The organism is Pilimelia terevasa (assembly GCF_014647915.1).
In the GTDB taxonomy this organism is placed as follows: Bacteria; Actinomycetota; Actinomycetes; order Mycobacteriales; family Micromonosporaceae; genus Pilimelia; species Pilimelia terevasa.
Genome location: NZ_BMQC01000009.1, coordinates 75,380 through 102,102, shown reverse-complemented (window position 1 = coordinate 102,102; position 26,723 = coordinate 75,380). Strand labels below are relative to the sequence as shown.

At 75.2% G+C, this 26,723-nt stretch carries 22 protein-coding genes; 10 read left to right on the top strand and 12 right to left on the bottom strand.

Annotated features, from left to right (window positions below; genetic code table 11):
- Genes IEY75_RS14125 through IEY75_RS14115 form a run of 3 tightly spaced genes read right to left on the bottom strand, consistent with a single transcriptional unit; the run spans nucleotide 1 to nucleotide 3,868 of the window.
- The gene (locus IEY75_RS14125) at nucleotides 1–489 is read right to left on the bottom strand and encodes a poly-gamma-glutamate biosynthesis protein PgsC/CapC (protein ID WP_189114800.1); all 489 of its coding nucleotides are present in this window, start codon (nucleotides 487–489) and stop codon (nucleotides 1–3) included.
- Nucleotides 486–1,736: a poly-gamma-glutamate synthase PgsB gene (pgsB, locus tag IEY75_RS14120; protein WP_189114799.1), complete on the bottom strand. Its 1,251-nt coding sequence runs from the start codon at nucleotides 1,734–1,736 to the stop codon at nucleotides 486–488. The genes IEY75_RS14125 and pgsB overlap by 4 nt, the downstream gene beginning before the upstream one ends.
- The gene (locus IEY75_RS14115) at nucleotides 1,733–3,868 is read right to left on the bottom strand and encodes a HAMP domain-containing protein (RefSeq protein ID WP_189114798.1); all 2,136 of its coding nucleotides are present in this window, start codon (nucleotides 3,866–3,868) and stop codon (nucleotides 1,733–1,735) included. The genes pgsB and IEY75_RS14115 overlap by 4 nt, the downstream gene beginning before the upstream one ends.
- Before the next feature lie 408 nt (nucleotides 3,869–4,276).
- Here IEY75_RS14115 and IEY75_RS14110 point away from each other — a divergent pair, with 408 nt between their 5' ends.
- Entirely contained in the window at nucleotides 4,277–4,888 is a 612-nt protein-coding gene (locus IEY75_RS14110) for a hypothetical protein (protein WP_189114797.1), read from the top strand.
- A 103-nt stretch (nucleotides 4,889–4,991) separates the two neighbouring features.
- Here the strand turns inward: IEY75_RS14110 and IEY75_RS14105 are convergent, their stop codons facing one another.
- Nucleotides 4,992–5,630, bottom strand: a complete 639-nt coding sequence (locus tag IEY75_RS14105) for a hypothetical protein (RefSeq protein WP_189114796.1) — start codon at nucleotides 5,628–5,630, stop codon at nucleotides 4,992–4,994.
- Nucleotides 5,631–5,834: 204 nt separating this feature from the next.
- Entirely contained in the window at nucleotides 5,835–6,527 is a 693-nt protein-coding gene (locus IEY75_RS14100; protein WP_189114795.1) for a S1 family peptidase, read from the bottom strand.
- A gap of 224 nt (nucleotides 6,528–6,751) precedes the next feature.
- Between IEY75_RS14100 and IEY75_RS14095 the strand changes: the two genes are divergently transcribed.
- On the top strand, nucleotides 6,752–7,069 hold the full coding sequence (locus tag IEY75_RS14095) for a 4a-hydroxytetrahydrobiopterin dehydratase (RefSeq protein WP_189114794.1): 318 nt from the start codon (nucleotides 6,752–6,754) through the stop codon (nucleotides 7,067–7,069).
- Nucleotides 7,070–7,134: 65 nt separating this feature from the next.
- On the opposite strand, the gene IEY75_RS14090 is transcribed toward IEY75_RS14095, so the two are convergent.
- Nucleotides 7,135–7,500, bottom strand: a complete 366-nt coding sequence (locus tag IEY75_RS14090; protein ID WP_189114793.1) for a hypothetical protein — start codon at nucleotides 7,498–7,500, stop codon at nucleotides 7,135–7,137.
- Between the two features lie 576 nt (nucleotides 7,501–8,076).
- On the opposite strand from IEY75_RS14090, the gene IEY75_RS14085 reads away from it, so the two are divergent.
- The 5 genes from IEY75_RS14085 (at nucleotide 8,077) to IEY75_RS14065 (ending at nucleotide 17,573) form a co-directional block, all read left to right on the top strand.
- Nucleotides 8,077–9,186, top strand: coding sequence for a lysylphosphatidylglycerol synthase transmembrane domain-containing protein (locus tag IEY75_RS14085; protein ID WP_189114792.1), 1,110 nt, complete (start codon nucleotides 8,077–8,079; stop codon nucleotides 9,184–9,186).
- Nucleotides 9,183–11,039 carry a Na+/H+ antiporter gene (locus IEY75_RS14080; protein WP_189114791.1) on the top strand — a complete coding sequence of 619 codons (1,857 nt, stop codon included), beginning with the start codon at nucleotides 9,183–9,185 and terminating at the stop codon, nucleotides 11,037–11,039. The genes IEY75_RS14085 and IEY75_RS14080 overlap by 4 nt, the downstream gene beginning before the upstream one ends.
- A gap of 57 nt (nucleotides 11,040–11,096) precedes the next feature.
- Entirely contained in the window at nucleotides 11,097–11,501 is a 405-nt protein-coding gene (locus IEY75_RS14075; RefSeq protein ID WP_189114790.1) for a YjbQ family protein, read from the top strand.
- 456 nt (nucleotides 11,502–11,957) lie between these two features.
- Complete coding sequence (locus tag IEY75_RS14070; RefSeq protein WP_189114789.1) at nucleotides 11,958–13,391, top strand: aspartate aminotransferase family protein; 1,434 nt, start codon at nucleotides 11,958–11,960, stop codon at nucleotides 13,389–13,391.
- Nucleotides 13,392–13,403: 12 nt separating this feature from the next.
- Complete coding sequence (locus IEY75_RS14065; protein WP_189114788.1) at nucleotides 13,404–17,573, top strand: Pls/PosA family non-ribosomal peptide synthetase; 4,170 nt, start codon at nucleotides 13,404–13,406, stop codon at nucleotides 17,571–17,573.
- Between the two features lie 30 nt (nucleotides 17,574–17,603).
- On the opposite strand, the gene IEY75_RS14060 is transcribed toward IEY75_RS14065, so the two are convergent.
- Nucleotides 17,604–18,509, bottom strand: coding sequence for a hypothetical protein (locus IEY75_RS14060; protein WP_189114787.1), 906 nt, complete (start codon nucleotides 18,507–18,509; stop codon nucleotides 17,604–17,606).
- Nucleotides 18,510–18,630: 121 nt separating this feature from the next.
- On the opposite strand from IEY75_RS14060, the gene IEY75_RS14055 reads away from it, so the two are divergent.
- Nucleotides 18,631–19,452, top strand: a complete 822-nt coding sequence (locus IEY75_RS14055) for a GAF domain-containing protein (RefSeq protein WP_189114786.1) — start codon at nucleotides 18,631–18,633, stop codon at nucleotides 19,450–19,452.
- Between the two features lie 61 nt (nucleotides 19,453–19,513).
- Here IEY75_RS14055 and IEY75_RS14050 read toward each other — a convergent pair whose 3' ends face one another.
- From IEY75_RS14050 to IEY75_RS14040, 3 genes are all read right to left on the bottom strand, one after another.
- Complete coding sequence (locus IEY75_RS14050) at nucleotides 19,514–20,305, bottom strand: serine protease (RefSeq protein WP_189114785.1); 792 nt, start codon at nucleotides 20,303–20,305, stop codon at nucleotides 19,514–19,516.
- 141 nt (nucleotides 20,306–20,446) lie between these two features.
- A complete protein-coding gene (locus IEY75_RS14045) occupies nucleotides 20,447–21,202 on the bottom strand; it encodes a S1 family peptidase (RefSeq protein ID WP_189114784.1) in 756 nt (251 codons plus the stop codon).
- Nucleotides 21,203–21,432: 230 nt separating this feature from the next.
- A complete protein-coding gene (locus IEY75_RS14040) occupies nucleotides 21,433–22,359 on the bottom strand; it encodes a helix-turn-helix domain-containing protein (RefSeq protein ID WP_189114783.1) in 927 nt (308 codons plus the stop codon).
- Nucleotides 22,360–22,566: 207 nt separating this feature from the next.
- Between IEY75_RS14040 and argF the strand changes: the two genes are divergently transcribed.
- Nucleotides 22,567–23,490, top strand: coding sequence for an ornithine carbamoyltransferase (argF, locus tag IEY75_RS14035; protein ID WP_189114869.1), 924 nt, complete (start codon nucleotides 22,567–22,569; stop codon nucleotides 23,488–23,490).
- Nucleotides 23,491–24,025: 535 nt separating this feature from the next.
- Nucleotides 24,026–24,250 carry a hypothetical protein gene (locus IEY75_RS14030; protein ID WP_189114782.1) on the top strand — a complete coding sequence of 75 codons (225 nt, stop codon included), beginning with the start codon at nucleotides 24,026–24,028 and terminating at the stop codon, nucleotides 24,248–24,250.
- Between the two features lie 257 nt (nucleotides 24,251–24,507).
- Here IEY75_RS14030 and IEY75_RS14025 read toward each other — a convergent pair whose 3' ends face one another.
- Nucleotides 24,508–25,743, bottom strand: a complete 1,236-nt coding sequence (locus tag IEY75_RS14025) for a S8 family peptidase (RefSeq protein ID WP_189114781.1) — start codon at nucleotides 25,741–25,743, stop codon at nucleotides 24,508–24,510.
- Between the two features lie 132 nt (nucleotides 25,744–25,875).
- On the bottom strand, nucleotides 25,876–26,667 hold the full coding sequence (locus IEY75_RS14020) for a S1 family peptidase (RefSeq protein ID WP_189114780.1): 792 nt from the start codon (nucleotides 26,665–26,667) through the stop codon (nucleotides 25,876–25,878).
- Nucleotides 26,668–26,723: the final 56 nt, after the last annotated feature.

Genomic DNA, 26,723 nt, shown 5'->3' with positions numbered 1-26,723 from the left:
TCACGCCCACGGCCCGAGCCCCCCCAGCACCCCGGCCGCCAGCGCGGCGAACGTCACCCCGGACACCGTCACGACCGCGGCGATCGTCGGCACCGGGGGCTGGCGCAGAAGCTGGTAGCTGATCAGGCCGGGCGCGATGAAGCCGAGCGTCTGGTGCTCGAACAGCAGCGGCAGGTCCCGCTGGATCAGCAGGTACAGCGACAGTTGCAGCACGACCCCGAGCAGCACCACGGCCGCGAACAGCCGCTTGCCGTACAGGATCGTCACCTTCTGCACGACCCGCGTCGCCAGGTAGGTCACGACCGTCATCCCGGCGATGACCACCGTCTGCCGGTAGTCGGTGAGGACCGACACCGCCACCCAGCCCGGCGTGATCATGCCGCCGGGGGAGAGGTTGGTGGCCAGGTAGCAGACCAGCGCGAAGATCAGGCCGAGGCCCAGTCCGATCGCGGCGAGCTGCGGGTTCACGGTGATTCCGAACATCGTCATCCCCTCGTCGTCGTCGGTACCGGCGCCGGGGCGGCCGCCCGCTGCGGCGGCGGGCCGGCGCCGTCGGCCGCCGGCAGGGCCGCCAGCTCCTCCAGCAGCACCTCCCCCTGCCCGTGGATGTTGCCGATGGCCACCATGGACACGTCGCCGGACACCCCGGCGAGCAGCTCCTCGCGCAGCCGCTGCGGGGAGCGGCGGCCGCCGAGGTCGGCGACCCGGTCGGCCCAGGCCGCGGCGACGGCCGACCGGGCGCTGCGCACCGGGTCGCCGATCAGCACCACCCGGGCCGGGTCCAGGTCGGCGACCAGGGCGCCCATCTGCGCGTTGCGCTCCATCCGGTCGGGCCGGCAGTTGATCACCACGTGCAGCGGCCCGCCGATCAGGCCCTGCCGCTGCATGAGCCGGACGTTGTCCAGCGTGGACTGCGGGTCGTTGGCGGCGAACACGTTCGCGAACGAGAGCACGCCGCCGCCGACCCGGTACCGGGAGACCGTCAGCGCGCCGGGGTCCGGCGGCGCCGCCCACATGCCGGCCAGCGCGTCGGCGCGGGACACCCCGCGCAGTTGCGCCACCTTGAGCGCGATGGCCACGTTGTCCTTGAAGGTGATCCAGCCAAACCGGCGCAGCTCCTCGTCGGTGACCGATTCGGGGTCGACGCTGACCAGCTCGCACCGGCGCCGCGCGGCCTCGGCGCGCAGCAGCGGCAGGCGCTCGCGCTCGGCGGTCACGCACACGCCGCCGACGGGCATCGAGCGGCTCAGCGAGCGGGCCACGTCGTCCAGCGTCGGGCCCATCTCGTCGAGGTGGTCCTCCCGGACGTTGCACAGCACGCCGATCGTGGACTGGATGAGCTTCTCCTGGTTCAGTTCCTGGAGCGCGGGCAGCACGGCCATGCACTCGATGACGAGCGTGTCCGGCCGGTACGCCGAGGCGCGGCGGACGATGCCGATCTGCTCCACGACGTTGGCGACGCCGAACTTGCGGTAGACCGGCTCCTCGGTGCCGTCGGGGAAGATCAGCCGCGCGGCGGTACCGGTGGTCTTGGCGACCACGACCTGGCCGCCGCCGCGCAGCGCGCCCGCGCACAGCCGGGTGATGGAGCTCTTGCCGCGGATGCCGTTGACCAGCACCCGGTGCGGGATCGCGTGCAGGTGCCGCAGGTGCCGGCGCTGCTCGCGGACGCCCGCGACCAGCAGGGCGAGCGCGGACCCGGCCAGGATCAGGTAGAGCAGGCGCAGGACCGTCATGCGCCCACCCGCCCGGCCGCCACCAGCTCGCCCGCCTCCGGTTCGCCCGCCGGGGCCGTCCGCGGGGACTCCGCGGGCGGCGTCGCCGCGCCGGGGTACAGCCGGGACGCGGCGCCCCACCGGGTGCCGCCCTCGCGGTGGCCCTGCCGCCACACCTCCAGGCAGATCGCCAGCGCGCCGATCTCGTCGAAGCGCAGCGGCGTCACCGGCGTGGCCGTGTCGCCGCGGGCGAGCCGCCGCGCCGCGCCGCGCAGCCGGCGCAGCGGCAGCACGACCACGAGCGTCTGCCAGAGCAGCAGGCCCACGGCCACCGATGCGAGCGCCGCCGCGAGCATCCGGGCGGCCCGGCGCGCTTGCGTCTCGGGCAGGCCGAGCGCCGACACCGGCTGCGCCGCGACGAGCGTCCAGTCCAGGGCGGGCAGCCGCGCGTCGCGGAGCCGGACGCTGGTCAGCACCTGGCCCTCGGGGGTGACGGCGGTCGGCTGGTCGCCGGCCGCCGCGGCGGCCCGGGCGGCCCGGCGCGCGGCCGGGTCGTCCAGGGTGCTGAAGGCGATGTAGCCGTCGGTGTCCAGCACCGTGCGGCGGCGGTCGTCCACGACGCGGACCCGGCCCTGGGCGCGCTGGAGGGGCTCCAGCAGGGCGCGCGGGTCGAACTCGGCGGCGAGCAGCCGGCCGGAGCGCAGCCGGGCCTGGGCGTACACCGCGGGCACGTGGTCGACGCGGCGGTCGAGGCGGACGCCCTCGCCGTCCTCGGCGGGCGTCGGGGGGCGGTACGGGTCCTCGCCGGCCGCCAGGGTCCGCCGGCCGTCGGGTTCGGTCAGGTAGGCGCTGCGCAGGCCGGTCCCGGCTGTCACCAGCTCCTGGAGCAGCGGCGCGCCCTGGCGGTCGTCGGCCGGCCAGGCCGCCGCCGCGCGGGCCACCCGGTCGCGGCCGCGGACCAGGGTCTCGCGGAGGGAGAGCAGGGCGCCGTCGACCCGGTTGCGCACGTCGCTGAGGAGCGGCGCGGGCACGGCGTCCGGCCGGTGGGCGTACGCCTGGGTGACGGCGACGGCGCCCCCGGCCACCAGCAGCGCGGTCGCCACGACGACGGCGGCGGCCGGTACGGCACCGCGGCCGCGGCGGTGCACGGGGCCGACGGCGGCCAGGATCTCCCGCGCCTCGGCCAGCGTGCCGGCCGCCCGCGCGGGCGCCGGGGCGTCGCAGGCCCGGCTGCGCAGCGCGGCGAGCAGGTGGCGCAGCGGCCGGACGAGCCCGCCCGTGCCGAGCGCCCAGACGGCGGCGGCGAGCGCGAGGCCGCCCGCGGCCACCCACCAGGCGGCGGGCATGGACCAGGGGGTCGAGGGCGGCAGGTGGACCAGCGACACGACGGAGTCGCCGGTCTGGCCGACGGGCGCGGCGGTGACGACGGGGGTACGGCTCCCGAACGGGGTGTGCCGGGCCGGCCCGGTCGCCGTGCCGGGCCGGCCGCCGTCCTGGGCGGCGATGGCGCGGGCCACCAGGGCGCGCCACGGCGCGGCGCCCGCGTCCAGGCTCCCCTGGCGCTGCAGCGGCGCGCCGTCGAGGCCGGCGAGGACGAGGGTCTGCGCGGTGTCGCGGTCCAGCCGCAGGTCGCGGGTGAGGATCGGCCGGACGGCGGTGAGCACCCGGTCCGCGCCGACCGGCAGCCGGGCGACGAGGGCGCCGCCCGCGGTGCCGGTGCGGCGGGGGGTGGTGGTGCGGCTCCACGACTCGGGGATCTCCAGCGGTACCGGCTGGCCGCTCGCGGCGTCCGTGGCCCGGGTCGCGGGGTGCCAGACGGCGGCGCCGGTCCAGCCGGCCTGGCGCGCGCCGGCCACGAGGGCGGCGGCGTCGTCGCCCCGGGCGGCGGCGCCGGCCAGGGCGTCGACCTGGCGTTCGAGGTTCGCGGCCAGCCCCTGGCCGAGGTCGGCGACCGACTCGCGCTGCGAGGCGACGACCGCGGCCTGGGCGTCCACGGCGCCGGCCCGGTACAGCAGGCCGGCGCCGAGCAGGCCCACGAGGGCGACGACGGCGGCGGCGACGGCACCGGGCACGGCGATGCCCGAGGGGAACGCCGGGCGGGGTAGCTGCCGGTCCAGGCACTCCCGGCGCCAGGCGAGTACGTCGGGGGACATCGCGGTCGGCCTCCCCTTCTCGCCACGCCCGGTGCCGGGGCCGGTCGACCCCGGGCGGCGCGGCCCGGACGCACCATCCCCAGATTCGCCTGTCTCGATACCTGTGAAGGCCGTGGTGTGCGGCGCGCCACATCCGCGCTGCCGGTTCGGGCCCGCACCCCTCCTGAGCTTCGGCGATCAATCGGGTGCGCCCGATTTCGGCCGCGAAGGAGCGTTCTGTGAAACCCTGTGAACTGGTGCGAATGTCCACATTGAATTGGTGGTGCGACTTCTCGCCCCCACGGTCTACTTGTACCGGCCTGACCCCCGGTCGGTCGGGCGCTACCTACGATGCGACGGTCCTACCGCGACTCCCCGTGGCGGCATGGTAACTGCGTGCCACCACAATCCGTGACGAAAGAGGATTCCGTGACAGCATCCGCTCTCCGGCAGGTGGCCGCATGTGCCGTCGCCGCCCTGGCGCCCCTGCCGTTCACCGCACCTCCCGCGGCCGCCGCCGCGTCGCGCGCCGACTGGGTGTCGGTGACCCTGACCGCCGTCGCCGGGCTGTGTACCCAGACCGGCACCCCGGCCGTGGAGGTCGTCGGCACCGACGTGATCCGGCTCAGTACCCCCGGATTCACGCTGTCCACGACGGGTGGCGGCCTGTCCACGTACTGCGAGGCCACCATCGAGGTGCGGATGAAGGCACACAAGCGGCTCGAACTGGCGGAGCTGCGGCCGCGCGCCGAAATCCACACCTCGGTCAACGCGGGCGCGCAGACAGCCGCGCGGGTCGAGCCGGCGGTCGACGCGGGCGTGGAGTCGCGGCGGACCTGGCCCGGCAATACCCACGTCTCGTGGGGGCCGCCGGTGGAGGGCGCGGGCACCGAACTGGTGGACTGCGGCGCCCGGCAGACGTTCAAGCTGATCACCGAGCTGCACTCGCTGACGCAGGCGCCCACCGACACCGCCACGCTGCACTCCGGTACCACCGAGGCGCTGCGCCCCGCGGTCGCCGTCGACGCCTACGACTGCTGAACGGCGGCGGTAGGGACAGGTTCGGCAACCCCGCTGAGGGGTGGCACCCGCTGTAGGGCCGGCCCGGTGGCGCCGCCGGACCGGGTCGGCGGCGCCCCGAGGGCTAGTTGTTCTGGGCTTCCCAGACGAAGTTCGTGGTGATGCCGTCGCCCATGGCGGTCTGCGGCGTCGACGCGTCGACCGTGTACGTGAAGCGGAAGACGCGGGTGTTGCCGGAGGCGGCGCTCGTCCAGCCGGTGCCGTAACCGTTGGCGAAGGTCGTCTTGCCGCTGACCGTGGCCATGGTGTCGCCGGGGGTGGCCGCCGTGATGTCGGTCAGGCCGACCGGGGCGCCGCAGGTGCCGGTACCGACCTGGATGAGCATCTTCAGCCAGGTGCCGAGCACCGCGCCGTCGGCCGCGCCGTCGGTGGCGTTGTAGCTGCTGGTGTACAGCTTCACCGTGCCGGTGGCGCTACCGCTGTACGTGACGACGATGCAGCTCGTGGCCGTGTTGCCCGGGAGCAGGTTCGAGGCCGTGAACAGGGCGACGTTGGAGTCGTTGTCGCTGATGGCGACGCTGCCCATGCTCATCGAGTTGTTGGGGTTCGTGGTCGTGGCGTTGAACGCCGACTGGGCCGAGGACCACAGCACGCTGGCCGAGGCCACCAGGCCGACGGTACCCATGGCGACGGCGCGCGCGCCGTGGGTGGCCAGCCGGGCTGCCGCCCACTGGCCGAGTCGTACCGTCTCGTGCTTGATCATGACGCGCCCCATCCGCCGTCCGTGGCTTCCTGCGGGTGCCTCATCGTCGGCCGGGGGGTGGACCTTAGCCCTTCCCCGGCCGGGGTGGCGCCCGTCACGGTGCGTAGGGGAGTGCGCGGCGACCGTCCCCCGCCACGGGGCTGGGGAACTCCGTGGGACACGATCACCCGGCGGGAGGCCGGTCGCCGCGCGGTCAGCGGCCGGTCAGACGCCGGCGATCGAGCGGATCCAGTCCCGCCCGTTGGCGACGCTGCTGTAGTAGGCGTCGTTCCTGCCCTCGTTGCCGGCCCACAGCACGCCCACCTGGATCCCGTCGACGAACGCCGGGCCGCCCGAGTCGCCCTTCCAGGGCGAGCCGGTGATCTTGTCGAGGTAGAGGACCGGCGCGCCGACCGAGTCCTTCTCCATCCTGGTGAACTTCATCTGCGCGGTCTTCAGGATCGTCGTGGACGCGCAGTTCGTACACGTCCGGCCCCAGCCGAAGATGGCGACGGTGCCGCCCACCGCCGGGTCGGCCGCGGCCAGCCTGGCCGGCTGGGCGTCGGGCACCGGGCGCTCCAGCTTGAGCAGGGCCAGGTCCGACTTCGGGGACCGGGACACCGAGCTGACCTTGAAGCTGGCGCCCTGCGTCCGGTCCGCCTTGCCGACCGACACCGTCGCGCCCGGCTGGGTCGCGCAGTGCTTGGCGGTGAGGACCCACTCGGGGGCGATGAGCGAGGCGCTGCACATACCGCCCAGGGCGGCGGCCCAGGGGACATCGCCCTGGACGTTCTCGCCGCCGATGATGCGCTGCGGCGGGTCGGCCGGCGGCGCGGCGGCGGCGGGGGCGGCGGCGGAGAGGCCGGCGAGGGCGGCGGCGCCGAGGACGGGGCCGATCCGCGACCGGAGCGCGAACATCGAACCTCCCAGGGGGTCGGATGGGGCGGGTGGGGGAAACCGATTCATCGATCACCATCACCGAGTGGCCTGGTGCGCGTCAACGCCGCGGCGCCCTCAACAGATGCACACTTGCGCCTGGTCAACGGGGTTGCGGGCCGGGTGCCGCGGACAGTTGGGGGCAGTGCCGCCGCCGCCCGGCGCGACCCCGCGCCCGGGCACCTGCCCGGCGGTACCGTCGGGGGATGACCGACGCGATCACGCCCCGACAGTTCCACGAGGCCGACGGGGTCGCCGACTGGCGGGTGGTGGACGCCGCCGCCTGCGCGTACTTCCGCACCGGCACGTTCGCCGCGGGGGTCGCGCTGATCCGGGCGATCGGGGCGCTCGCCGACGCCGCGGACCACCACCCCGACGTCGACCTGCGGTACCGGGGCGTGACCGTACGCCTCAGCACGCACGACGTGGGCGGCCTGAGCGCGCGGGACGTCGACCTGGCCCGGCGGATCTCCGCCGCCGCCCGCGAGCAGGGCGTCCGGGCCGACCCGACGGCCATCCGCTGACCCGTCTCAGGCCCCTGGCGGACCCGGCCGCGCGCCGGGCCGCCGCCGGCCGCCCGTGCCGGCGGTCAGGTGAGGTCGGCGACGATCTTGACGCGGCAGCCGGCAGTCCGCAGGTCGTCGCGGACGCCGGAGGCCACCGCCCGGAGCGTGTCGGTGGACGCGTCCGCCGCCGACTCCCGCCACACGTCGACGACGACCGGCCAGCCGAACCACTCGCCGGAGTGCTCCAGGATCGCCGCCCGCTCGGCGGCCGGTACCCGGGGCATGCTCTTGTTGCGGCGCACGTCCACCAGCACCCCGTCGCGGACCAGGGAGGACGCGTCGGCGGCGTACCGCCCGGTCGCCCGGAGGGCCGTGCTGACCTCCTGCGCCGTCGCCCGACCGGCGACGAAAATCCGGCAGAAGTCCCCCGTGTCCGCCTCTGTGTCCATAGGTAGAAGTTAGACGGTCAGGTCGGCGGCCCGTCAGGTGAACGGATCCGGTTCGGTCGATTGCTGTCCGTGACGGGCGCGGGAGGGGGCCGGCCGGAATCGGCGCGATGTGCAGGCGCCCGGCCGCCACCGTCCACAGTGGCCCGCCGGCTGTTAGGTTCGGCCCCCTCGCCCGGTCCGGCAGGCCCGCGGAGGATTCACGCGCGCACTCCTCCGGCCGTCAGCGCCGCCGCCGTCCTGTGGCGCCCGGCGGGCCCGGCGACGGGCCGCCGGGCCGGGCGACTTGGGTCCGGCCGTCACCGCACGCCCGGCCTTTCACCGCTCCCCGCCAGTACCGCACGCCACGGGCGCCGGGACGCCGGTCGGCGGGTGGCCGGTGGGGTCGACGGGTCTCCTGTGCGGCACTGGGGCGGGAGTGGGCCGGTGAGGCCCCGGAATCCCGGAGCGGGGCGGTCGCGGTGCGCAAATACCGGTACGCGGGGTCCGTGGACAGGCCAGACTCGCGGGTGACGTCCGCGCACGGTCCGGCACGGCCGTGCCGCCGGTACCGCCTGCACTGGCCCGCGAAGGAACGTGATGGTCTCGGATCCCGCGCCCGGCGCCGGGCACCGGCCGGCCGGCCCGGCCGCCCGCGCGCCCGCGCCGCCGGACGGGCGCCGCCGCCCGCGCCGCGCCCGGGCCTGGGTCCGCCGCGCCGCCGTGCTCGGCCTGCTCGGCCTGCTCGCGGTCGAGCTGGTCCTCGGCTGGCCGTCGCTGACCTCCGCCCTGTCACACCTGCGCGCGCCCCACGCCGGGTGGCTGGCCGGCGCCGTGGCCGCCGAGCTGGCCTCGATGGGCATGTACGCGCGGATGCAGCGCCGCCTGCTGCTCTCCGCCGGGGTGCGGGTGTCGATCCGCCGCCACGTCGCCCTCGCGTACGCCGCCCACTCGCTCAGCGTCACCCTCCCCGGCGGCCCCGCGTTCTCCACCCGGTTCAACTACCAGCAGATGCGCCGCTTCGGCGCTACCCCCGCCGTCGCCTCGTGGTGCATCGCGCTCAGCGGCATCCTGTCGGCCACCGCGCTCGCCGTCGTCACCGCCGCGGGCGTCCTCACCGCGAACGGCACCCCCCAGTTGCTGGCGCTGGCCGCGCTCGCCGTCGCGGGCCTGCTCATCACCCTCGGGGTACGGCAGGTGACCCACCACCCGGAGCGGCTCAAGCCGGCCGCCCGCGCGGCGCTGGCCCGGGTCAACCGGATCCGCCGCCGGCCCGCCGCCGCCGGCCTGGACCGCCTGCGCGCCTTCGTCGACCAGCTCCGCGCCGCCCGGCTCACCCCCACGCACGCCGCCGCGGCCGGCACCTACGCCACGCTCAACTGGCTGCTCGACGCCGGCTGCCTGTGGATGTGCTTCCTGGCCGTTGGCGGCGGCCGGATCGGCGTCACCCAGCTCCTGCTGGCCTTCTGCGCGGGGATGGCCGCCGCGAGCATCACCATCGTGCCCGGCGGGCTGGGGGTCATCGACAGCGCGCTGATCCTCGGCCTGGTGGCCGGCGGGGTGGACACCGGCACCGCGATCGCCACCGTCGTCCTGTACCGCATCATCAGCTTCGGCTTCGTCATCGGCGCCGGCTGGGTGTCGTGGCTGGTGATCCGGTACCGCACCGCGCACGCCGTCCCGCCGCCGACGCCTACGCTCGGCGGATGACCGCGTACGCCGAAGTCGTCCTCCTCGTCGCCATCGTCGTCGTGGTGTCGGCGCTGGCCCGCCGGATCGGGGTCCTCGCGCCGATCGCCCTCGTCCTCGTCGGCCTGGCGATCTCGCTGGCCGTGCCGTGGCAGGTGCAGATCAGCGAAACCTTCGTCCTCGTGGGCGTGCTGCCGCCGCTGCTGTACGTGGCCGCCCTCCAGATGTCGGTACCGGCGTTCCGGTTCAACCTGCGGCCGATCCTGCTGCTGGCCGTGGGGCTGGTCGCGTTCACGATGCTCGCCGTCGGCCTGGTCCTGCACCTGCTGCTGCCCGCGCTGCCGCTGTCCCTCTGCTTCGCCTTCGGCGCGGTCGTCGCGCCGCCGGACGCGGTGGCCGCCACCGCGGTCGCCCGCCGGATCGGGCTGCCCCGGCGGGTGGTCACCATCCTGGAGGGCGAGAGCCTGCTCAACGACGCCACGGCGCTCGTGCTGTTCCGGGTCACCGCGGCCGCCGCCGCGGGCGCGGCGGCCGGGCCGTGGCACATCGCCGGGGAGTTCGTGCGGGCCGCGGGCGGCGGGGTCCTCGTCGGCCTGGCTGGCGCGCTCGTCGCCGGGCTGCTGCACCGGCGCACCACCGACCCGCTGCTGGCCAACGCGCTGTCCCTGCTGACGCCGTTCGCCGTCGCGCTGGCCGCCGAGGCCATCCACGCGTCCGCGGTCGTCGCGGTCGTCGTCACGGGGCTGTACCTCGGCCACCGGCTGGTCACCCTCCAGCCGGCGGCCTCCCGGCTCCAGACCCAGGCGTTCTGGTCCCTGGCCAGCTTCCTGCTCGAAGGCGCGGTCTTCCTGCTGGTCGGGCTGCAACTGGCCGACGTCGTCCGCAACCTGGACACCCCGACCGGCACCGTCGTCGCACTGACGGCGGCCGTGGTCGGCACCGTCATCGCCACCCGGGTCCTCTGGCTGTTCCCGGCCACGTACCTGACGCGGCTGGTCCCGTCCGTGCGGCGCCGCGACCCGGCGCCGCCGCTGGCCGGGCCGGCGGTCATCGCGTGGGCCGGGATGCGGGGCGTGGTCACGCTGGCCACGGCGCTCGCGCTGCCCCCGGTGCTGGCCGCCGGGCCGTACCCGCGGGACCTGCTGATCTGGCTCGCGTTCGCCACCATCGTGGCCACGCTGGTGATCCACGGGACGACGCTGCCGGCCGTGGCCCGGCGGCTGCGGCTGCCGCCGGACGACCCCACCGAGGACCTGCTGGCGGAGGCGGCCGTCCAGCACCAGGCAAGCGAGGCCGCCCGGCGCCGGCTGGAGGAGCTGGCGCCCGACGTGCCGCCGGAGGTGGCGGCCCGGCTGCACCAGCTCACGGAGCTGCGCAGCAACCGGGTGTGGGAGCGGCTGGGCGACACGCAGGAGACGCCGTCGCAGGCGTACGCGCGGGTCCGGCTGGCGATGCTCGGCGCCGAGCGGGAGGTGTTCCGCCGGGCCCGCGACCAGGGCCGGATCGCGGAGGAGGTGATGGCGGGCGCCCAGTACGCGATGGACCTGGAGGAGTCGATGCTGCTGCCGCGGGGCGCGCCGCCGGAGCGGGCGCCCGCGGTGCCCGACGCCCCGGCGACCTGCGCGCACCTGCGCGCGCACCCCGCCGGCCCGGACCCGGTCGACGTCGCCGGGTGCGCGGACTGCCGCGCCCTGGACCGCACCGACTGGGTACACCTGCGGCGGTGCCTGACCTGCGGGCACGTCGCCTGCTGCGACTCCTCGCCGCTGCGGCACGCGCAGGCCCACTTCGCCGGTACCGGGCACCCGGTGATCCGCTCGGCGGAGCCGGGCGAGTCGTGGCGCTGGTGCTGGCCCCACCACCTGCTGGGCTGACCGCCGGCGCGGCCGACCGGGGCGGCTGACCGCGGTTCGGGGCGGCAGACTGCGGGGATGAGAAGCGAACTGATCACCGTCCGTACCGGCCACTCCGCCGTCGTCCACGACCTGACCGCCGCCGCGCGCGCCTTCCTGGCCGGGACCGGCGACGGGCTGCTGCACGTGTTCGTCCCGCACGCGACCGCGGGCGTGGCGGTGCTGGAGACCGGGTCCGGTTCGGACGAGGACCTGCTGGCGGCCCTGGACACGCTGCTGCCCCGCGACGACCGCTGGCGGCACCGGCACGGCACGCCGGGGCACGGGCGCGACCACGTGCTGCCGGCGTTCGTGAGCCCGTACGCCGTCCTGCCGGTCCTGGGCGGGGAGTTGGCGCTGGGGGTGTGGCAGTCGGTCTGCCTCGTGGACACCAACGGCGACAACCCGCAGCGGCAGGTGCGCTTCTCCTTTCTCGCCGGCTGAGTGGCGCCAGGTGCGCGCGGGCCGGACGGGGCGGAATGCCCCGCTCGCGGAAATAGCGAAACCTCAACGTTGCCTGGGTGGTTCCTCAATGTATGCTCAATGCGCGGCGCCGCTTCGGGAGACGTACGAAAGTGCCCCGGGACCCCGCTGCGCGGCACGATGCGAACAATGCGACCTAGCGCCACAATCCGGGGTTATCGCGCAGGTATCCGCAGCTCAGCGCGCGGCTTATAGAGCGGATGGGAATACTCCGTCAGCAAATGGGCCGAGAGAGAATTTGACGACGCTACCGGAGCGGCGAATCACAGGCCAGAGGCTCCGGGTGTCAAATTCCTGACAGCGAGCTGAATAGATTCAGACCTAGGGAAAACGCGTTTCCGCCCATACAGTCCGCAGGCACCATGCTTCACGGCGGCCCCACCAGCCGCCGCGCCGAGAAGCCACGGGAGTCTGACTGTGACCACACTGGACCTGGCGCCGCCACTCGCCGGCCCGCGCGTTGAGGGAAATCTTCCGGGACCCCGGTCCGCCGAGTTCCTCGATCGGCAGCAGCGCCGGGAGTCCCACGCCCGCAGCTACCCGCGCCACCTGCCGATCGCCATCGACTCGGCCGCGGGCAGCCTCGTCCGCGACATGGACGGCAACGTCTTCATCGACTTCCTCGCCGGGGCCGGCGTACTGACGCTGGGCCACAACCCGCCGGAGCTGCTCGACGCGGTCCGGGACCAGCTCACCCGCCTCACCCATGGGCTGGACTTCCCGACCCCGGCCAAGGACGACTTCATCGACGCGCAGCTCTCGATGCTGCCGCCGTCCATGCGGGACACCACGAAGATCCACTTCTGCGGCCCGACCGGCGCCAACGCGGTCGACGCCGCGATCAAGCTCTGCAAGATCGCCACCGGGCGCGGGGACATCATCTCGTTCCAGGGCGGCTTCCACGGCAGCAGCCACGCCGCGATGGCCGTCACCGGCCTGGTCGAGCAGAAGCAGCCGGTCGCCAACGGGATGCCGGGCGTGCACATGTTCCCGTACTCCTACTGCGCCCGCTGCCCGGTCGACCTGCGGCCGGACACCTGCGCCGTGAACTGCGTGGCGGTCCTCGAACGCGCCCTGCGCGACCCCAACGGCGGCATCGCCCCGCCCGCGGCCGTGATCATGGAGCTGGTCCAGGGGGAGGGCGGGGTGATCCCGGCCCGGGCGGAGTACGTCACCCGGGTCCGGGCGCTGACCCGCGAGCTGGACATTCCGCTCATCGTCGACGAGGTGCAGACCGGCTGCGGGCGGACCGGCACGTGGTTCGCGTTCGAGCAGTACGGCATCGAGCCCGACGTGATCGTCGCCTCCAAGGGACTGTCCGGAATGGGCCTGCCGGTCGCGGTGATCATGTACCACGAGCGGCTCGACCGGTGGCAGCCCGGCGCGCACACCGGGACGTTCCGCGGCAACCAGCTCGCGTTCGCCGCGGGCGCCCAGGCCGTCCGCATGGTGCGCCGCGACGACGTCCTCCGCAACGTCCAGGAGCGCGGGCGGCAGCTCGCCGCCCGGCTCGGCCCGCTGCGGTCCAACCCGTGGGTGCGCGAGGTCCGGGGGACGGGCCTGATGTGGGGCGTGGAGCTGGCCGACCCGGCCACCGGCCGGCCGGTCGGCGACCGGGGCCGGCGCGTGCAGGCCGCGGCGCTGCGCCGGGGGCTGATCCTGGAGGTCGGCGGGCGCGACGACACGGTGGTCCGGCTGCTGCCGCCGCTGAACGTCTCGGCGGACCTCCTGGAGACGGCGTGCGCGATCCTGGTCGACGCCATCACCGAGTGCACCACGGGCAACCGGCCCGTCGGCGCGGGTCTCGGCGCGCGGGGCGGCGACGCCCTCGCCGGGGCGGCAACGGCCTGAGGCGGGAGAGCGATGAGTACGTCGATCGGCGACACGCGGCCCGGCGCCGGGGCGCGCCGGGCCGCCGGGCCCGTCCTGCGCGGCGCCGGACATGCCGAGGGCATCCGCTGGCGACCCGGCGAGCGGCTGGAGCACCTGTTCGAGCAGCGGTGCGACGCGCTGCGCGCGGCCGGCCACGGCGACCAGCTCGCCGTCGACGGCCCGTGCGGCACGCTCACCTACGACGCGCTCGACGCGCGCGCCAACCGGTTGGCCCGGCACCTGCGCGCCGTCGGCGTCGCGGCCGGCGACCGGGTCGGGCTGCTGTTCGACGACCCGGTGCACACCTACGTCGCGTTGCTGGCGGCGCTGAAGGCCGGCGCCGCGTACGTGCCGCTGGACGTGGCGTTCCCGCCGGACCGGATCGCGTACATCGTCGAGGACGCCGGCGTGCGCACGGTGCTCACCCTGGAGCACCTGCGCGGACTGCTGCCCGCCGCCGGGGCGGCGCCGCTGTGCCTGGACTCCGCGCGGGCGGCGGTGGCTTCCCGGCCCGGGCACCGCCTGACCGACGCCGAGCGGGGCACCCCCGCCGACGAGCTGTGCTACATCGTGTACACCTCCGGCACCACCGGGCGCCCCAAGGGCGTGGCGGTCGACCACGCCGGCATCGCCAACTTCGTCCGGGTCGCCGACGAGGTGTACGGGGTGGTCCGCGAGGACCGCATGTACCAGGGCATGACGATCGCCTTCGACTTCTCCGTCGAGGAGATCTGGGTCGCCCTCGCCGCCGGGGCGACGCTGGTCCCCAAGCCCGGCGGCTCCACCCTGCTCGGCCACGACCTGCACGACTTCCTGCGCACCCACCGGGTCACCGCGCTGGCCTGCGTGCCGACCCTGCTCGCCACCGTCGAGGAGGACCTGCCGGACCTGCGGTTCCTGCTCGTCTCCGGCGAGGCGTGCCCGCAGCACCTGGTCGCCCGCTGGTACCGCCCCGACCGCCGCTTCCTCAACGTGTACGGCCCGACCGAGGCGACCGTCACCGCCACCTGGACCGCGCTGCACCCGGACCGCCCGGTCACCCTCGGCGTCCCGCTGCCGACGTACGCCGTGGTCGTCCTCGACCCCGACGACGCCCGCGCGCTGGCACCCGGCGAGGTCGGGGAGATCGGGATCGCCGGGATCGGCCTGGCCCGGGGGTACGTCAACCGCGACGACCTGACCGCCCGGGCGTTCGTGCCGGACTTCCTCGGCATCGCCGACAACCCGTCCGGGCGCATCTACCGCACCGGCGACCTCGGTCGCGTCACCGTCGACGGCGAGGTCGAGTACCTCGGCCGGCTCGACACCCAGGTGAAGATCCGCGGGTACCGGATCGAGCTGACCGAGATCGAGTCGGTGCTGCTCCAGGTCCCGGGGATCGCCCAGGCGGTGGTCGACACCTGGGAGCCCGAGCCCGGCGCCGTCGACCTGGTGGCCTACTACCGGCTCCGCCGGGGGACCGCGGGCCTGGACCCGGCGCGGGTGCTGGCGGAGCTGCGCGCGCACCTGCCGGGGTACATGGTGCCGGCGTACCTGGAGGAGCTGGCGCACATCCCGATGCTGCCCAGCAACAAGGCCGACCGCAAGAACCTGCCACCGCCGCGCGGCACCCGCAGCCAGGCGGGGGCCGGCCCGGGGGAGTACACCGCTCCGACCACCGCCACCGAGGCGGTCCTCGCGGGCCTGCTCGCCGGGGTGCTGCGGCTGGAGCGGGTCTCCGTCGACAGCCACTTCTTCGACGACCTGGGGACCAACTCGCTGCTGCTGGCCCACTTCTGCGCCCGGATCCGCAAGCGCTCCGACCTCGCCGACGTGTCGATGCGGGACGTGTACCAGCACCCGACGGTCCGCGACCTGGCGGCCGCGCTAGGCCGGGGGGCGGCCGCCGCGGCGGCCCCGGCGGCGCCCGTGCCCGCCGCGCCGCGGACCCCGACGGCCCGCTACCTGCTCTGCGGCGCGGCGCAGTTCGCGCTGTTCCTCTGCTACGCCTACCTGAGCGCGCTGCTGCTGGAGACCGCGTACCTGTGGGTCTCCAGCGGCACCGGCTGGGTGGACACCTACCTGCGGTCGCTGGCCGCCGGGGCCCTCGGCTTCGCCGGGCTCGCCGTCGGGCCGGTGGTGGCCAAGTGGGTCCTGGTCGGCCGGTTCACCGCCGCCGAGTTCCCCGTGTGGGGACCGCGGTACCTGCGCTTCTGGACGGTCAAGACGCTGCTGCGGTGGAGCCCGATGATGCTGTTCGTCGGCTCGCCGCTGTACTCGGTGTACCTGCGGCTGCTCGGCGCGCGGGTCGGCCGCGGCGTCCTGTACCTCTCCCCGAGCCCGCCGATCTGCACCGACCTGATCACCATCGGCGACCACGCGGTCGTCTCCAAGGACGCCTTCCTGCCCGGGTACCGGGCGCAGGCCGGCCTGATCCAGACCGGGCCGGTGACGCTCGGCCGGGACGCCTTCGTGGGCCAGGCCGCGGTCCTGGACATCGACACCGCGGTGGGCGACGGCGGGCAGCTCGGGCACACCTCCGCGCTGCACCGCGGCCAGCGGGTCCCGGCCGGCGCCCGCTGGCACGGCTCCCCGGCCCAGCCGACGACGGTCGACTACCGCGTCGTGGCCCCGGCGGCGTGCGGCGCCGCCCGGCGGTTCGGCTACGGCGCCATGCAGCTCGTCAGCGCTCTGCTCCTGTACGCGCCGCTGGGGCTGGCGCTGCTGATCGGCGTCCTGGAGCGGCTGCCGGTCGTGGGGACGGTCATGGCGCCGCAGGGCGCGGCCACCTCGTGGGCGTTCTACCGGGACGCGCTGGTCAGCTCACTGGTGCTGTACCTGGGCGGCCTTCTCGTCGGGCTGGCCGTCGTGGTCACCGTCCCGCGGCTGCTGCACCGGGCCGGCCGCCCGGACCGGGTGTACCCGCTGTACGGCTTCCACTACGCCGTCCACCGGACCGTCACCCGGCTGACGAACCGCCGCACCTTCACCTACCTGTTCGGCGACAGCTCGTACATCGTCCACTTCCTGCGCGCCATCGGCTACGACCTGGGCCGGATCGTCCAGACCGGCTCCAACTTCGGGATGCTGGTCCGCCACGACAGCCCGTTCCTGACCCACGTGGGCACCGGCACGATGGTCTCCGACGGCCTGACCTTCAACAACGCCGACTACTCCAGCACGTCGTTCCAGCTCCGGCACACCCGGATCGGCGCCGGCAGCTTCGTCGGCAACAACATCCACTACCCGGCCGACGGGCGGGTCGGCGACGACTGCCTGCTCGGCACCAAGGTGATGGTGCCCGTCGACGGGCCGGTCCGCACGGGGGTCGGCCTGCTCGGCTCGCCGCCCTTCGAGATCCCGCGCGCGGTGCGCCGCGACAGCAGCTTCGACGACCTCAAGAGCGGCGAGGAGTTCGCGCGCCGACTGGCCGCCAAGAACCGGCACAACCTCGTCACCATGGCGGCGTTCCTGTGCGTCCGGTGGCTGTACCTGTTCGGCGTGCTGCTGCTCGGCCTCGCCGCCGCGGACCTGCACGACCGGTTCGGGACGGCGGCGTTCGCCGCGGCGGTGGTGCTCGCCCTCGGGTACGGCGTGGCGCTGTCGGTGTCGGTGGAGCGGCTGGTGGTGGCCACCGGGGAGATGGGTCCGCGCTTCTGCTCCATCTACGACCCGTACTTCTGGTGGCACGAGCGGTTCTGGAAGGTGCCGCTGGTGGACTTCGCGCGGGCGTTCGACGGTACGCCGTTCAAGAACCTGATCTGGCGCTGCCAGGGCGTGCGCATCGGCCGGCGGGTGTTCGACGACGGATTCTGGATCACCGAGCGGCGGCTGGCCGCGGTCGGCGACGACTGCACGCTGAACGCCGGCAGCGGCATCCAGTCGCACTCACTGGAGGAGGGCGCGTTCAAGTCCGACCACACGACCCTCGGCGCCGGCTGCACGCTCGGGGTGCGCGCGTTCGTCCACTACGGGGTGACGGTGGAGGACGGGGCGGTCATCGGACCCGACTCGTTCCTCATGAAGGGCGAGCAGGTCAGTGCCCGCACCGCCTGGGCGGGCAACCCCGCCCGCCTGGTCACCGCGGCGCCGCCCGCCCCCGACCCGGCCGGCGCCGCGCCGGCACCCGCGGCCGCCGCGGCGAGGGCGGCGGGCGGCGTGCCGCGCCAGCGGACCCGGTGAACCCGGCCCCCGCACGCCGCGTGCGGGGGGTCACCGCGCGCAGGTGGTGACGTCCGCGCGGTCGAGGAGGCCCTGGCGGCACAGCGCCCGGTCGGCGGGCGCCAGCTCCGCCTTCGGCCACGCCGCCGCCGCCGGCAGGCGCACGCGCCGCGGCGCGCTGGCCGGCCAGCCGTCCCCGTCGCCCGGCGCCCCGGCGGCGGGGGCCGACGGCGGGCCCAGCGCGAGCCGCAGGTACCGCCGGTCGCCCAGCTCGACGAGCCGCGGGCCGCGGCGGGCGAGGTCGAGCCGCGTCCCGCCGTACCCGTGGCAGCCGTACGGGCGCAGCGCGGGCGGGATGTCCGGGCAGACGCCGTGGGTCACCAGGCCCGGCGGGGCCCAGCGGACCGCGCGGATGTCCACGTCGACCAGGGGCGCGGTGAGCGGCCACCGGACCGACCACCGGCCGCCGCCGAGGATGGCGGCCTGCGGCGACACGTGCCAGGTCTGGGCGCCGCCGTCCCGGGCCGCGCCGCCGGCCGAGGCGACGGCGACCACCCGGATCTGCTCCCGGGCGCCGAGCGCCCCGGTGTAGCCGCCCTCCACGTAGAGAGTGCCCCGCCCCGCCTCCACTGTCGACCGCCACTGCGTGATGTGGACGGTCGACACGCCGGAGCCGGCGGCCGGCGCCGCGGCGCCGGCAACGGCGATCGGCACGCCGGGGCTGATCCCGGCCGCGGGGGCACCGGGCGGGGGCGCGGTGGCGGCCGGCGGCGCGGGCGCGGCCGGCGGCGGGGGCGGAGCCGGCGGGAGCAGCCAGGCCGCCGCCGCGGTCACCGCGCCCGCAATGCCCGCGAGGGACCCCCACGCTGTCCACTGCGGGAGGGCGTACCACTTCGGTCGCAGCGGGTCGCGGGAGCGCCGCGGCACCGTCGCCGTTCGCCGCCCAATGTTCGCCATCAGCCACCTCTGCGTGAGTTTCCAGCTACTCAAAGTACGAGACGGATGCTCGTCAGGCGGTCCTGCTGCGCGGGTGCGGGCGTGGCCCCGTACGCTTCGGGACCACTGGAGGGGGGCTCCGTTGACAGCTACCGCCGGCGCCGCCGCGCTCACCGACCCGCGCCGGTTGGCGGCGGTGCACCGCCACGAGATTCTCGACGCGCCCGCCGACGGGGCGTTCGACCGGATCGCCCACCTGGCCGCCCGAGTCTGCGACACCCCGGTCGCCACGGTCAGCATCGTGGACGCCGATCGCGTCTGGTTCGCCGCCAGCGCCGGGCTCGACGGCGTCACCCAGGTCGGTACCGAGCCCGGCCTGTGCGCCTCGGCGTTCCTCGCCGACGGGCTGTACGTCGTCGGCGACGCCGCGGTCGACCCGCGCACCGTCGACCACCCGCTGGTCCGGGGGGAGCTGGGACTGCGCTTCTACGCCGCGGCGCCGCTGGTCACCGGCGACGGCCACCGCCTCGGTACCGTCGCCGTCCTGGACGTCGTGCCGCGCGAGCTGGACGCGACCCGGGCCGCGGTACTGGCGGACCTGGCCGCCCTGGTCACCGCGCACCTCGCGCTGCGGCTGGACGCCCTGCGCGCGGTCCGGGCCGAGCGGGAGCTGCGCGAGGAGGCGCAGGAGCGGGCCGCCGCGGCGGGCGCGCTGGCCGCCCGGCTGCGGGCCGGCGCCGCCGCGCAGCGGGAGGTACCGCGGCCGCCGCGCTGCCAGCTCGGCGGCACCGGCCGCCCGTGCGCCGGGCCGGCCGAGCTGAAGGTGGCCGACTCGTGGGGGGTCGCCGCCTGGGGCTGTCACGCGCACGTCGAGGAGGCCCTGCTGCACGTGCGGTCGGTCTTCGTCGCCAGCGAGGACCCCGACGGCCTCGGCGGTCTCGGCGGCTACCTGCGCCGCGCCTGACCGGCGCGGGCCGCGCCAGCCCGCTCGGCGCGGCGCCGCGCCAGCCCGCGCGGCGCGGGTCTCACCAGCCGGCGGGCAGGGTGCCGCCCAGGGTCCTGATCGCGGCCTTCATGTCGGGGATGAACGCGCTGACCTGCGCGTAGTGGCCCGGCTCGCCGGCCCGGGCGCAGCCCTTGCCCCAACTGGTCAGGCCGACCAGCACCCACCGGTCCCCGTCGCGGGCGGCCAGCGGCCCACCGGAGTCGCCGTAGCAGGTGTCCCGGCCGCCCTCCTTCAGGTAGCCCGCGCAGATCTCGGCCTTGCCCACGGAGCGCGCGCACTGGTCGTCGGGCACGAACGGCACGTCGACCTCCAGCAGGGTGCTGCTGGTCGGGCCGTTCTCGCTGGTCCGGCCCCAGCCCATCGCCCGGAACACCGGCGTGCTGTCGAACCGGTCGTCGGCCGGCACGGCCACCGGCGCGATGTCGGTGATCGGCTGGTCGAGCTTGATCACCGCCCAGTCGGAGACGTTGTCCGGCGGGCGCTGGTCCTCGTCGTTGTCGGCCGGTACGCCGCGGCGCAAACTGCTCCCCGTCCGCCGGGTGCCCTCGCCCTTGCGGACCTTGCCGACGTACGCGGTCACCCGGGTGCTGTTGCTGCCGAAGCAGTGCGCGGCCGACATGATGATGTCCGGCGAGACCAGCGAGCCCCCGCAGCCGCCGAGGTAGGCGGTCCACGGGTAGGCGCCCTCGGCGGCGGGCCGGCCGCCGACCACCCGCGTCTCGGTCGGGGCGGCGGAGGCCGGCGCGGGCAGGGCGAGGACCAGGCCGGCGACTCCGGCGAGGGCCATCCGGCGGGTGGGGCGTGAAGTCATCGGCACTCCTCGGCAGCGGCGGCGGGCCGGCGGGTACGGCGCCGGCTCCGCCCATTGTCGGCTCTGCATCGCCCTGTGTCGATGTCGGCGCGCCGGTCGGCGGCGGCGGGGTGGGGTCCGCCGCCGCCGGGTCCGGGCGGGTCAGCGGCCGAGGCTGCTGATGCCGGTGGTCGTCCTGATCCAGTCGATGAAGGCGGGCACGCTCATGTAGATGGACGGCGAGGAGTTGCGGGCGCAGGCCCGCGGGGCGCCGCGGCTGGTGGCGCCGACCAGGTACCAGGTGCCGTCGATCTGGGTGATCTGCGGCCCGCCGGAGTCGCCGTGGCAGGCGCCCTGGTTGTTGGGCGACTGGGTGCACAGCTCCCGGGCGCCGTCCGCCGGCGGCACGCCGCCCGGGAGGTTGGCGCACTGCCGGGCCTCCAGCACGCTGGTGTCCAGCTCCTTGAGCACGTTGGACTGGCTGCTGCCGTCGGGTGTGGTGGAGCCCCAGCCCATGATGCGGGTCCGCGTGCCGACGCCCGGGTGCGAGGGCGCGATGCGGATCGGCGTGGTCCTGGCGGGCTGGGCCAGCTCCAGCAGCGCGATGTCCTTGCCGCCGGGGCCGTTGACGGCGCGCTTGACCCGGATCACCTCGCCGCCGGAGTTGGCGCTGTTGCTGTCGAGGCGGACCTGGCGGGCGATGCTGACGCAGTGCTGGGCGGTGACGAGCCAGGTCGGGGCGATGAGGCTGGCGCCGCAGCCGCCGAGCTGCCCGGTGTACGGGTACTTCTCGCTGGAGACCTTGCCGCCGACGATGCGGACCGCGGGGTCGTCGGGGCCGGCGGCGGCCGGGGCGCCCCAGGCGCCACAGAGGACCGCGGCGGCGAGGGCCGCGGCGGCAGCGGAGGTGAGACGCACGTCTACTCCTAAGGCGATGGTGGCGGCGGGGCCACTGGGTGAGGGTGGGTGACGGGCGGCCGGGCCGGGGCCGCCGGGCGGGCTGCGGGTGCCCCGGCGCTACGGGCGGCGACCGTCCGGCCGCCCGCGCGGCCGGCGCGAGCGTGAAAGTTTCACGAGATGTGACGCTCTCATGTGAACGGTAGATTAATCGAAGTACATCGAATCCGAAAGCCCCGGATTCCCCGGTGTCAGCCCCAGACCCAGCGGATGCCCATCAGGCCCGGCTCGACCTGGCTGCGGGTGAGGTGCACACTGCGGTGCGGGCCCACGGGCACCTCCTGCCGGAACTGGTCCGGCGCGCCCTCGTACGGCCGGGTGAAGCGCCACACCATCGCCGGGAGCCGGCTGGCGGAAAACTTCACCTGCGTCACGACCGTCTGGGCGGGGTGGCGGATCCAGCGGTAGTACTCGGTGGTGGGCGGCGGGCTGGCGTCCTGGAGCAGGTACCGCATGACGTGGCTCTGCCCGACGTGCAGCTCGAAGTCGAACAGCAGCTCGGCCACGATCAGCCTGGCCTCGGCGTCGCGCCGGAGCCGGCCGACCCGGCAGCCGTCGAGGGCGGTGACGCTCAGCAGCTCCGCATCGGACTCCGGCTCGCCGAAGTACACGAGGATGTAGCGGTCGGTGGGGCGGTGGGCCTCGACGACGTTGGTGGCCTCCATCGCCGCGATCCCGCCGTTGTCCGCGAGCGTCACCACGTCCAGCGCGACCAGCAGGTGCAGGTCCTGCTCGCGGCGGCCCAGGGCTTCGAGCAGGCTCTCCACCGGCCCCGGCGCGCGCAGCAGGTCGGCCAGCGCCTTGCCGGGGGCCGGCCGGCGGCGGGGCGAGAGCCGCTCCTTGGGCGGGCCGAGCAGGCCCAGCAGCGCGCGCGGGGGCAGGTCGAGGATCCGCTCGATCGCCGCGACGATCTTCAGCGACGCGGGGCGCTCGGGGCGCCGCTGGCCGGACTGCCAGTAGCTGAGCGTGCCGAGGCCCACGTGGAGGCCGGCCTCGTCGAGCCGCCGCTGGATCGCCTGCAGCGAGAGCCGGCGGGTCTTGATCGCCCGGCGCAGCGCCTCGTGGAAGGGCCCGCGGTTCAGGAGCGCGGCAAGCTCCGGCTCGACGCCAGTATCCATCGACCGCCACCTCCGCTTTGCGGTGAAACATTCACAGGCTTCACCAGATCGCGGCCGGGCGCAAGCGCGGTCCGGCGGCTCCGCGGGCCTCCTGGTCGCCCGCGCCGCCGTCGATTGTGCGTTGCGCCGGGCGGGGGCGTCACCCTAGGGTTTACGCATAACTATTCGATAGTACGCATGATCATGCAGCTCTGGAGGCGACGACCCATGGCCCGGCACTTCCTGCGCGACGACGACCTGAGCCCAGCCGAGCAGGTCGAGGTCCTCGACCTCGCCGCCTCGCTGAAGGGCGACCCCCGCGGCCGCCGCCCGCTGGCGGGTACCGGCTCCGTCGCGCTGCTGTTCGACAAGCCGAGCCTGCGCACCCGGGTGTCCTTCCAGGTCGCCGTCGCGGAGCTGGGCGGCTACCCGATCGTCCTGGACGCCGCCACCACCCACCTCGGCCGCGGCGAGACGCTCGCCGACACCGGCCGGGTGCTGGCCCGGTACGTCAGCGCGATCGTCATGCGGACCCACGGCGACGCGCGCCTGGCGGCGCTCGCCTCGGGCGTCGACGTGCCGACCGTCAACGCGCTCACCGACGGCTTCCACCCGTGCCAGCTCCTGGCCGACCTGCTGACGGTCCGCGAGCGCCGCGGCGGCCCGGCCGGCCTGACGCTGGCGTACGTCGGCGACGCAAGCAACAACATGGCGCAGTCCTACCTGCTCGCGGGCGCGACGGCCGGGATGCACGTGCGCCTGGCCGGTCCGCGCGACTTCGCCCCCGCCCCCGCGGTGCTGTGGCGGGCGGCGCAGATCGCCGGCCGGACGGGCGGTTCGGTGAGCGCGGGGGTCGACCCGGTGGCGGCGGTGTCGGGGGCCGACGTGGTGGCGACCGACACCTGGACGTCGATGGGCCACGAGGCGGACGGCCTGGACCGCCTGACGCCGTTCCACGGGTACCAGGTCAACGCCGCCTTGCTCGCGCACGCCCACCCGGCGGCCGTCGTCCTGCACTGCCTGCCGGCCCACCGCGGAAGGGAGATCACCGACGAGGTGCTCGACGGCCCGCGCAGCGCCGTGCTCGACCAGGCGGAGAACCGGGTGCACACCCAGAAGGCTCTGCTGGCCTGGCTCCTGGCGACCCGCTGACGGGCCGTTGCCGCAGAAGGGGTGAGTGCGGCCTACACGGCGTCGCGGTCGCGCTGCACATCCTCGGGTGAAGGCGTGCGGAGGAGGCAGGTCGCCGCGCGGACCTGGGTGATCCACACGCGAGCCGGTCGGCGTTTCGTGCCTGGGGTGTCAGGAACTGCGCGAAGCTGGCGACGGCGGCGCCCAGGGCGGCCACCTCCGGTGAGGTGGATGGTGGACGCGGCCGCCCCGCCGGGTGCGGGTCGAGCGCCACCGGCGGGGGCCTGCGCCGACGGGCCGGCCCGTCCGGAAAGAGCGAGGTGGGAACACCGGACGGCCGACCGTCGTGGTGGTCTCCTACCCGATGTCCGGTCCGATCATGCCCCGGCGGTGGGCAACGGCGGCAGCAGTTCGCCGGATCGGGGCGGCGGATCCGCCAGACATCTGCCCGCGGGTAGGCCCGGCGACGAGCCATCGTTATCCATGGTGCGGACATGGCTGACATGATCTCCATGGCAAGCCACGTAGATCACGTCATCACACCGGCGGAGTACGGGTGGTCAGCGCACAGGCGTTGGTCGACCAGATGTGGTCGTACAGCCAGGGCCTGGCCGGTGCGGACTCCACCGAACTGCTGGCCGAAGCGCGCCGCGCTGACGCCGCGGGCCGCGACCCGGACGGGGACCGCTACGTCGGCCCGGTCGAGGCGCCGGCGGCGTCCGCTGAGGACGATGCGCTGCTGGGCCAGCTTTTCGGGCCGGCGGCCGGGGCCGCTGCGTGAGTCAGTCGAGCGGACTACCGGTGCTGGTCATCGACGCCTCGGCGCTGCTGGCCTGGATCACCCGCGACGGTTTTCGGGCGTCCGGCTCGGCGGCAAGGCCGTCACCTGCGGCGAGGCGTGGCAGCACTTCACCGCCCGCAGCGTCCCCCCGTTTCACCCATGGCTGGTTCCCCTTCCTTGACCACCCCGCCGGCCGCGGGGCAGGCAGATCGTGCGAGAAGTGGATCTCGTGGGGCGGCTGGCCCGCGGCCTCGCGGTCAGCCGAGCGGGCCGAGGTGCAGCAGGAGGTTCGGGGTGCCGGCGGGGACCTTCGTGAGGACGTCTGGCGTCGCCGCCCGGGTGAGCGCCGCGGCCAGTGCCTCGGGGGTCGCCGTCGGCGTCCGGGCCGCCAGGACCGCCAGGACGCCGGCCACGTGCGGGGTGGCCATCGACGTACCGGAGATGGTCCTGGTCGCGGTGTCGCCGTCCTTCCACGCCGAGGTGACCTGGCTGCCCGGGGCGAAGAGGTCGACGCAGCGGCCGTGGTTGCTGTAGTTGGCCGCGATGTCGAAGCTGAGCGTGGCGCCGACCGTGACCGCCTCGGCGACCCGCGCGGGCGTCACGTTGCAGGCGTCCATCGGCCGGCCGTACCGGTCGCCGTTGCCGGCGGCCACCGCGAAGGAGATGTTCCGGGTCCCGATCGCGTGGCGCACGGCGTCGTCGGTGGGCAGGAACGGCGGGTCCGAGCGCAGGCTCATGTTGACCACCGACGGCCCGTTGGCGTGTCCGACGATCCAGTCGATGCCCTTCACCGACATGGAGTCGGGGGAGGATCCGTCGCAGCCCAGTACCCGCACGCCGACGAGCCGGGCCGCGCGGGCCACGCCGTACGTGCGCCCGCCGACGGTACCGGCCACGTGGGTGCCGTGGCCGTTGCAGTCGACGGCGCCGCCGCCCTCGGTGATCGCGTCGTACCCGGCGACCGCGCGGCCGCCGAACTCGGCGTGGCCGTACCGGATGCCCGTGTCGACCACATAGACGGTCGCGCCGGCCCCGTCGTCGGGGTAGGTGAACGTCCTGTCGAGCGGGAGCCTGCGCTGGTCGATCCGGTCCAGGCCCCAGGTGGCGTCCCGCTGGGTGCCGCCGCCCGCGGTCCGGCTCGTCCCCGACTGGGCCACGTAGCGGACGGCGGGATCCGCGGCGATCCCGGCCGCCCCGGCGGCGTCGCCCCGGAACTGGAAGCCCCGCAGCGCGTGCCGGTACGTGTGGCCGACCCGGCCCCGGTGGGCGCCGGCCAGCCGCGCCGCGACCGCGGGCACCGCGGCGTAGCCCACGGCCTCGTCGCGGAGGACCACCACGAAGTCGTCGGGCACCGCCCCCGCCCCCGCCATGATCAGCTTTCCGGGGGGCGGGGCGGTGCCGGCGTCCGCGGCGGCCGGCACCGCCCCGGACGCGCCGACGGCGAGCAGGGCGGCGAGCAGGCGGGCGGGCCGGCCCCGGCGGGACAGGGACATGGCGGCGGTACCTCCGGGACGGCGTCGGGTCGGGTGCCGGCGCTGTGCGGTGCCGGTGTGGCGGTGTGGCGGTGTGCGGGTGCGGGGGTGTGGCGGTGCGCGGGTGTGGCGGTGCGCGGTGCCGGTGGGTGGTCAGCCCGCGGGCGGGAAGCTGGTCCCCGGGGCGATCCCGGTCGTCTCGCTGATCCACTTGGCGGTGCCCATGTGGGCCAGCGACAGGTGGGCGCAGATGCCGTTCATGGTGCCGTTGCCGTTGCTCCACGAGGTCACGCCGACGATCCGGCCCTCGGTGTCCAGCAGCGGGCCGCCGGAGTCGCCGAGCCAGCAGAGGCCGTCGGTCGGCTTGAAGATCAGGTCGATGCCCTCGGTCAGGTCGATCGGGTTGGTCACCGGGCTCTGCGAGTACCGGGCGACCGTGCCCTCGGCGACCTTGAGGACCGGGCTCGGGTCGTTGGCGTTGACCCGGCCCCACCCGTAGTTGCGCACCACGGCGCCCATCGCGGGGCCTTTGTCGGTGAAGGTCACGATCTTGCCGGGCGCGTTGGCGTCGTCGATCTGGACCAGCGCGAGGTCGATCTTCTTCGGGTGCTTGATGATCTTGACGATCTTCGGGCGGGGGCCCTCGCTGCGCTTGATGGTGTGGGTCGACACGCCGGTGTAGGTGTACTTGTCGACGATGCAGTGCTTGGCGGTCAGCACCCAGGTCGGGCCGATCCGCGTCGAGCCGCAGATGAAGCCGCCGTTGCCGGGCGCGTCGGTCTGCACGTGCAGACCGGTCGCCCCGGGGTTCTGCTCCAGCGCCGTCAGCTCCTTGCCGCCGACGATGCGCGTGCTGCCGGGGTCGGCGGGTGCCGCCGCGGCCGGGGCGGCGGCGGGCAGGATGAGGAGGGTGGATGCCGCGGCGATCCAGAAGGTTCGCTTCATGAGGGAGTCCGTTCGTTGGGGGGCGGGGTCGCCGGGACGCTCGGGGGCGGCGCCAA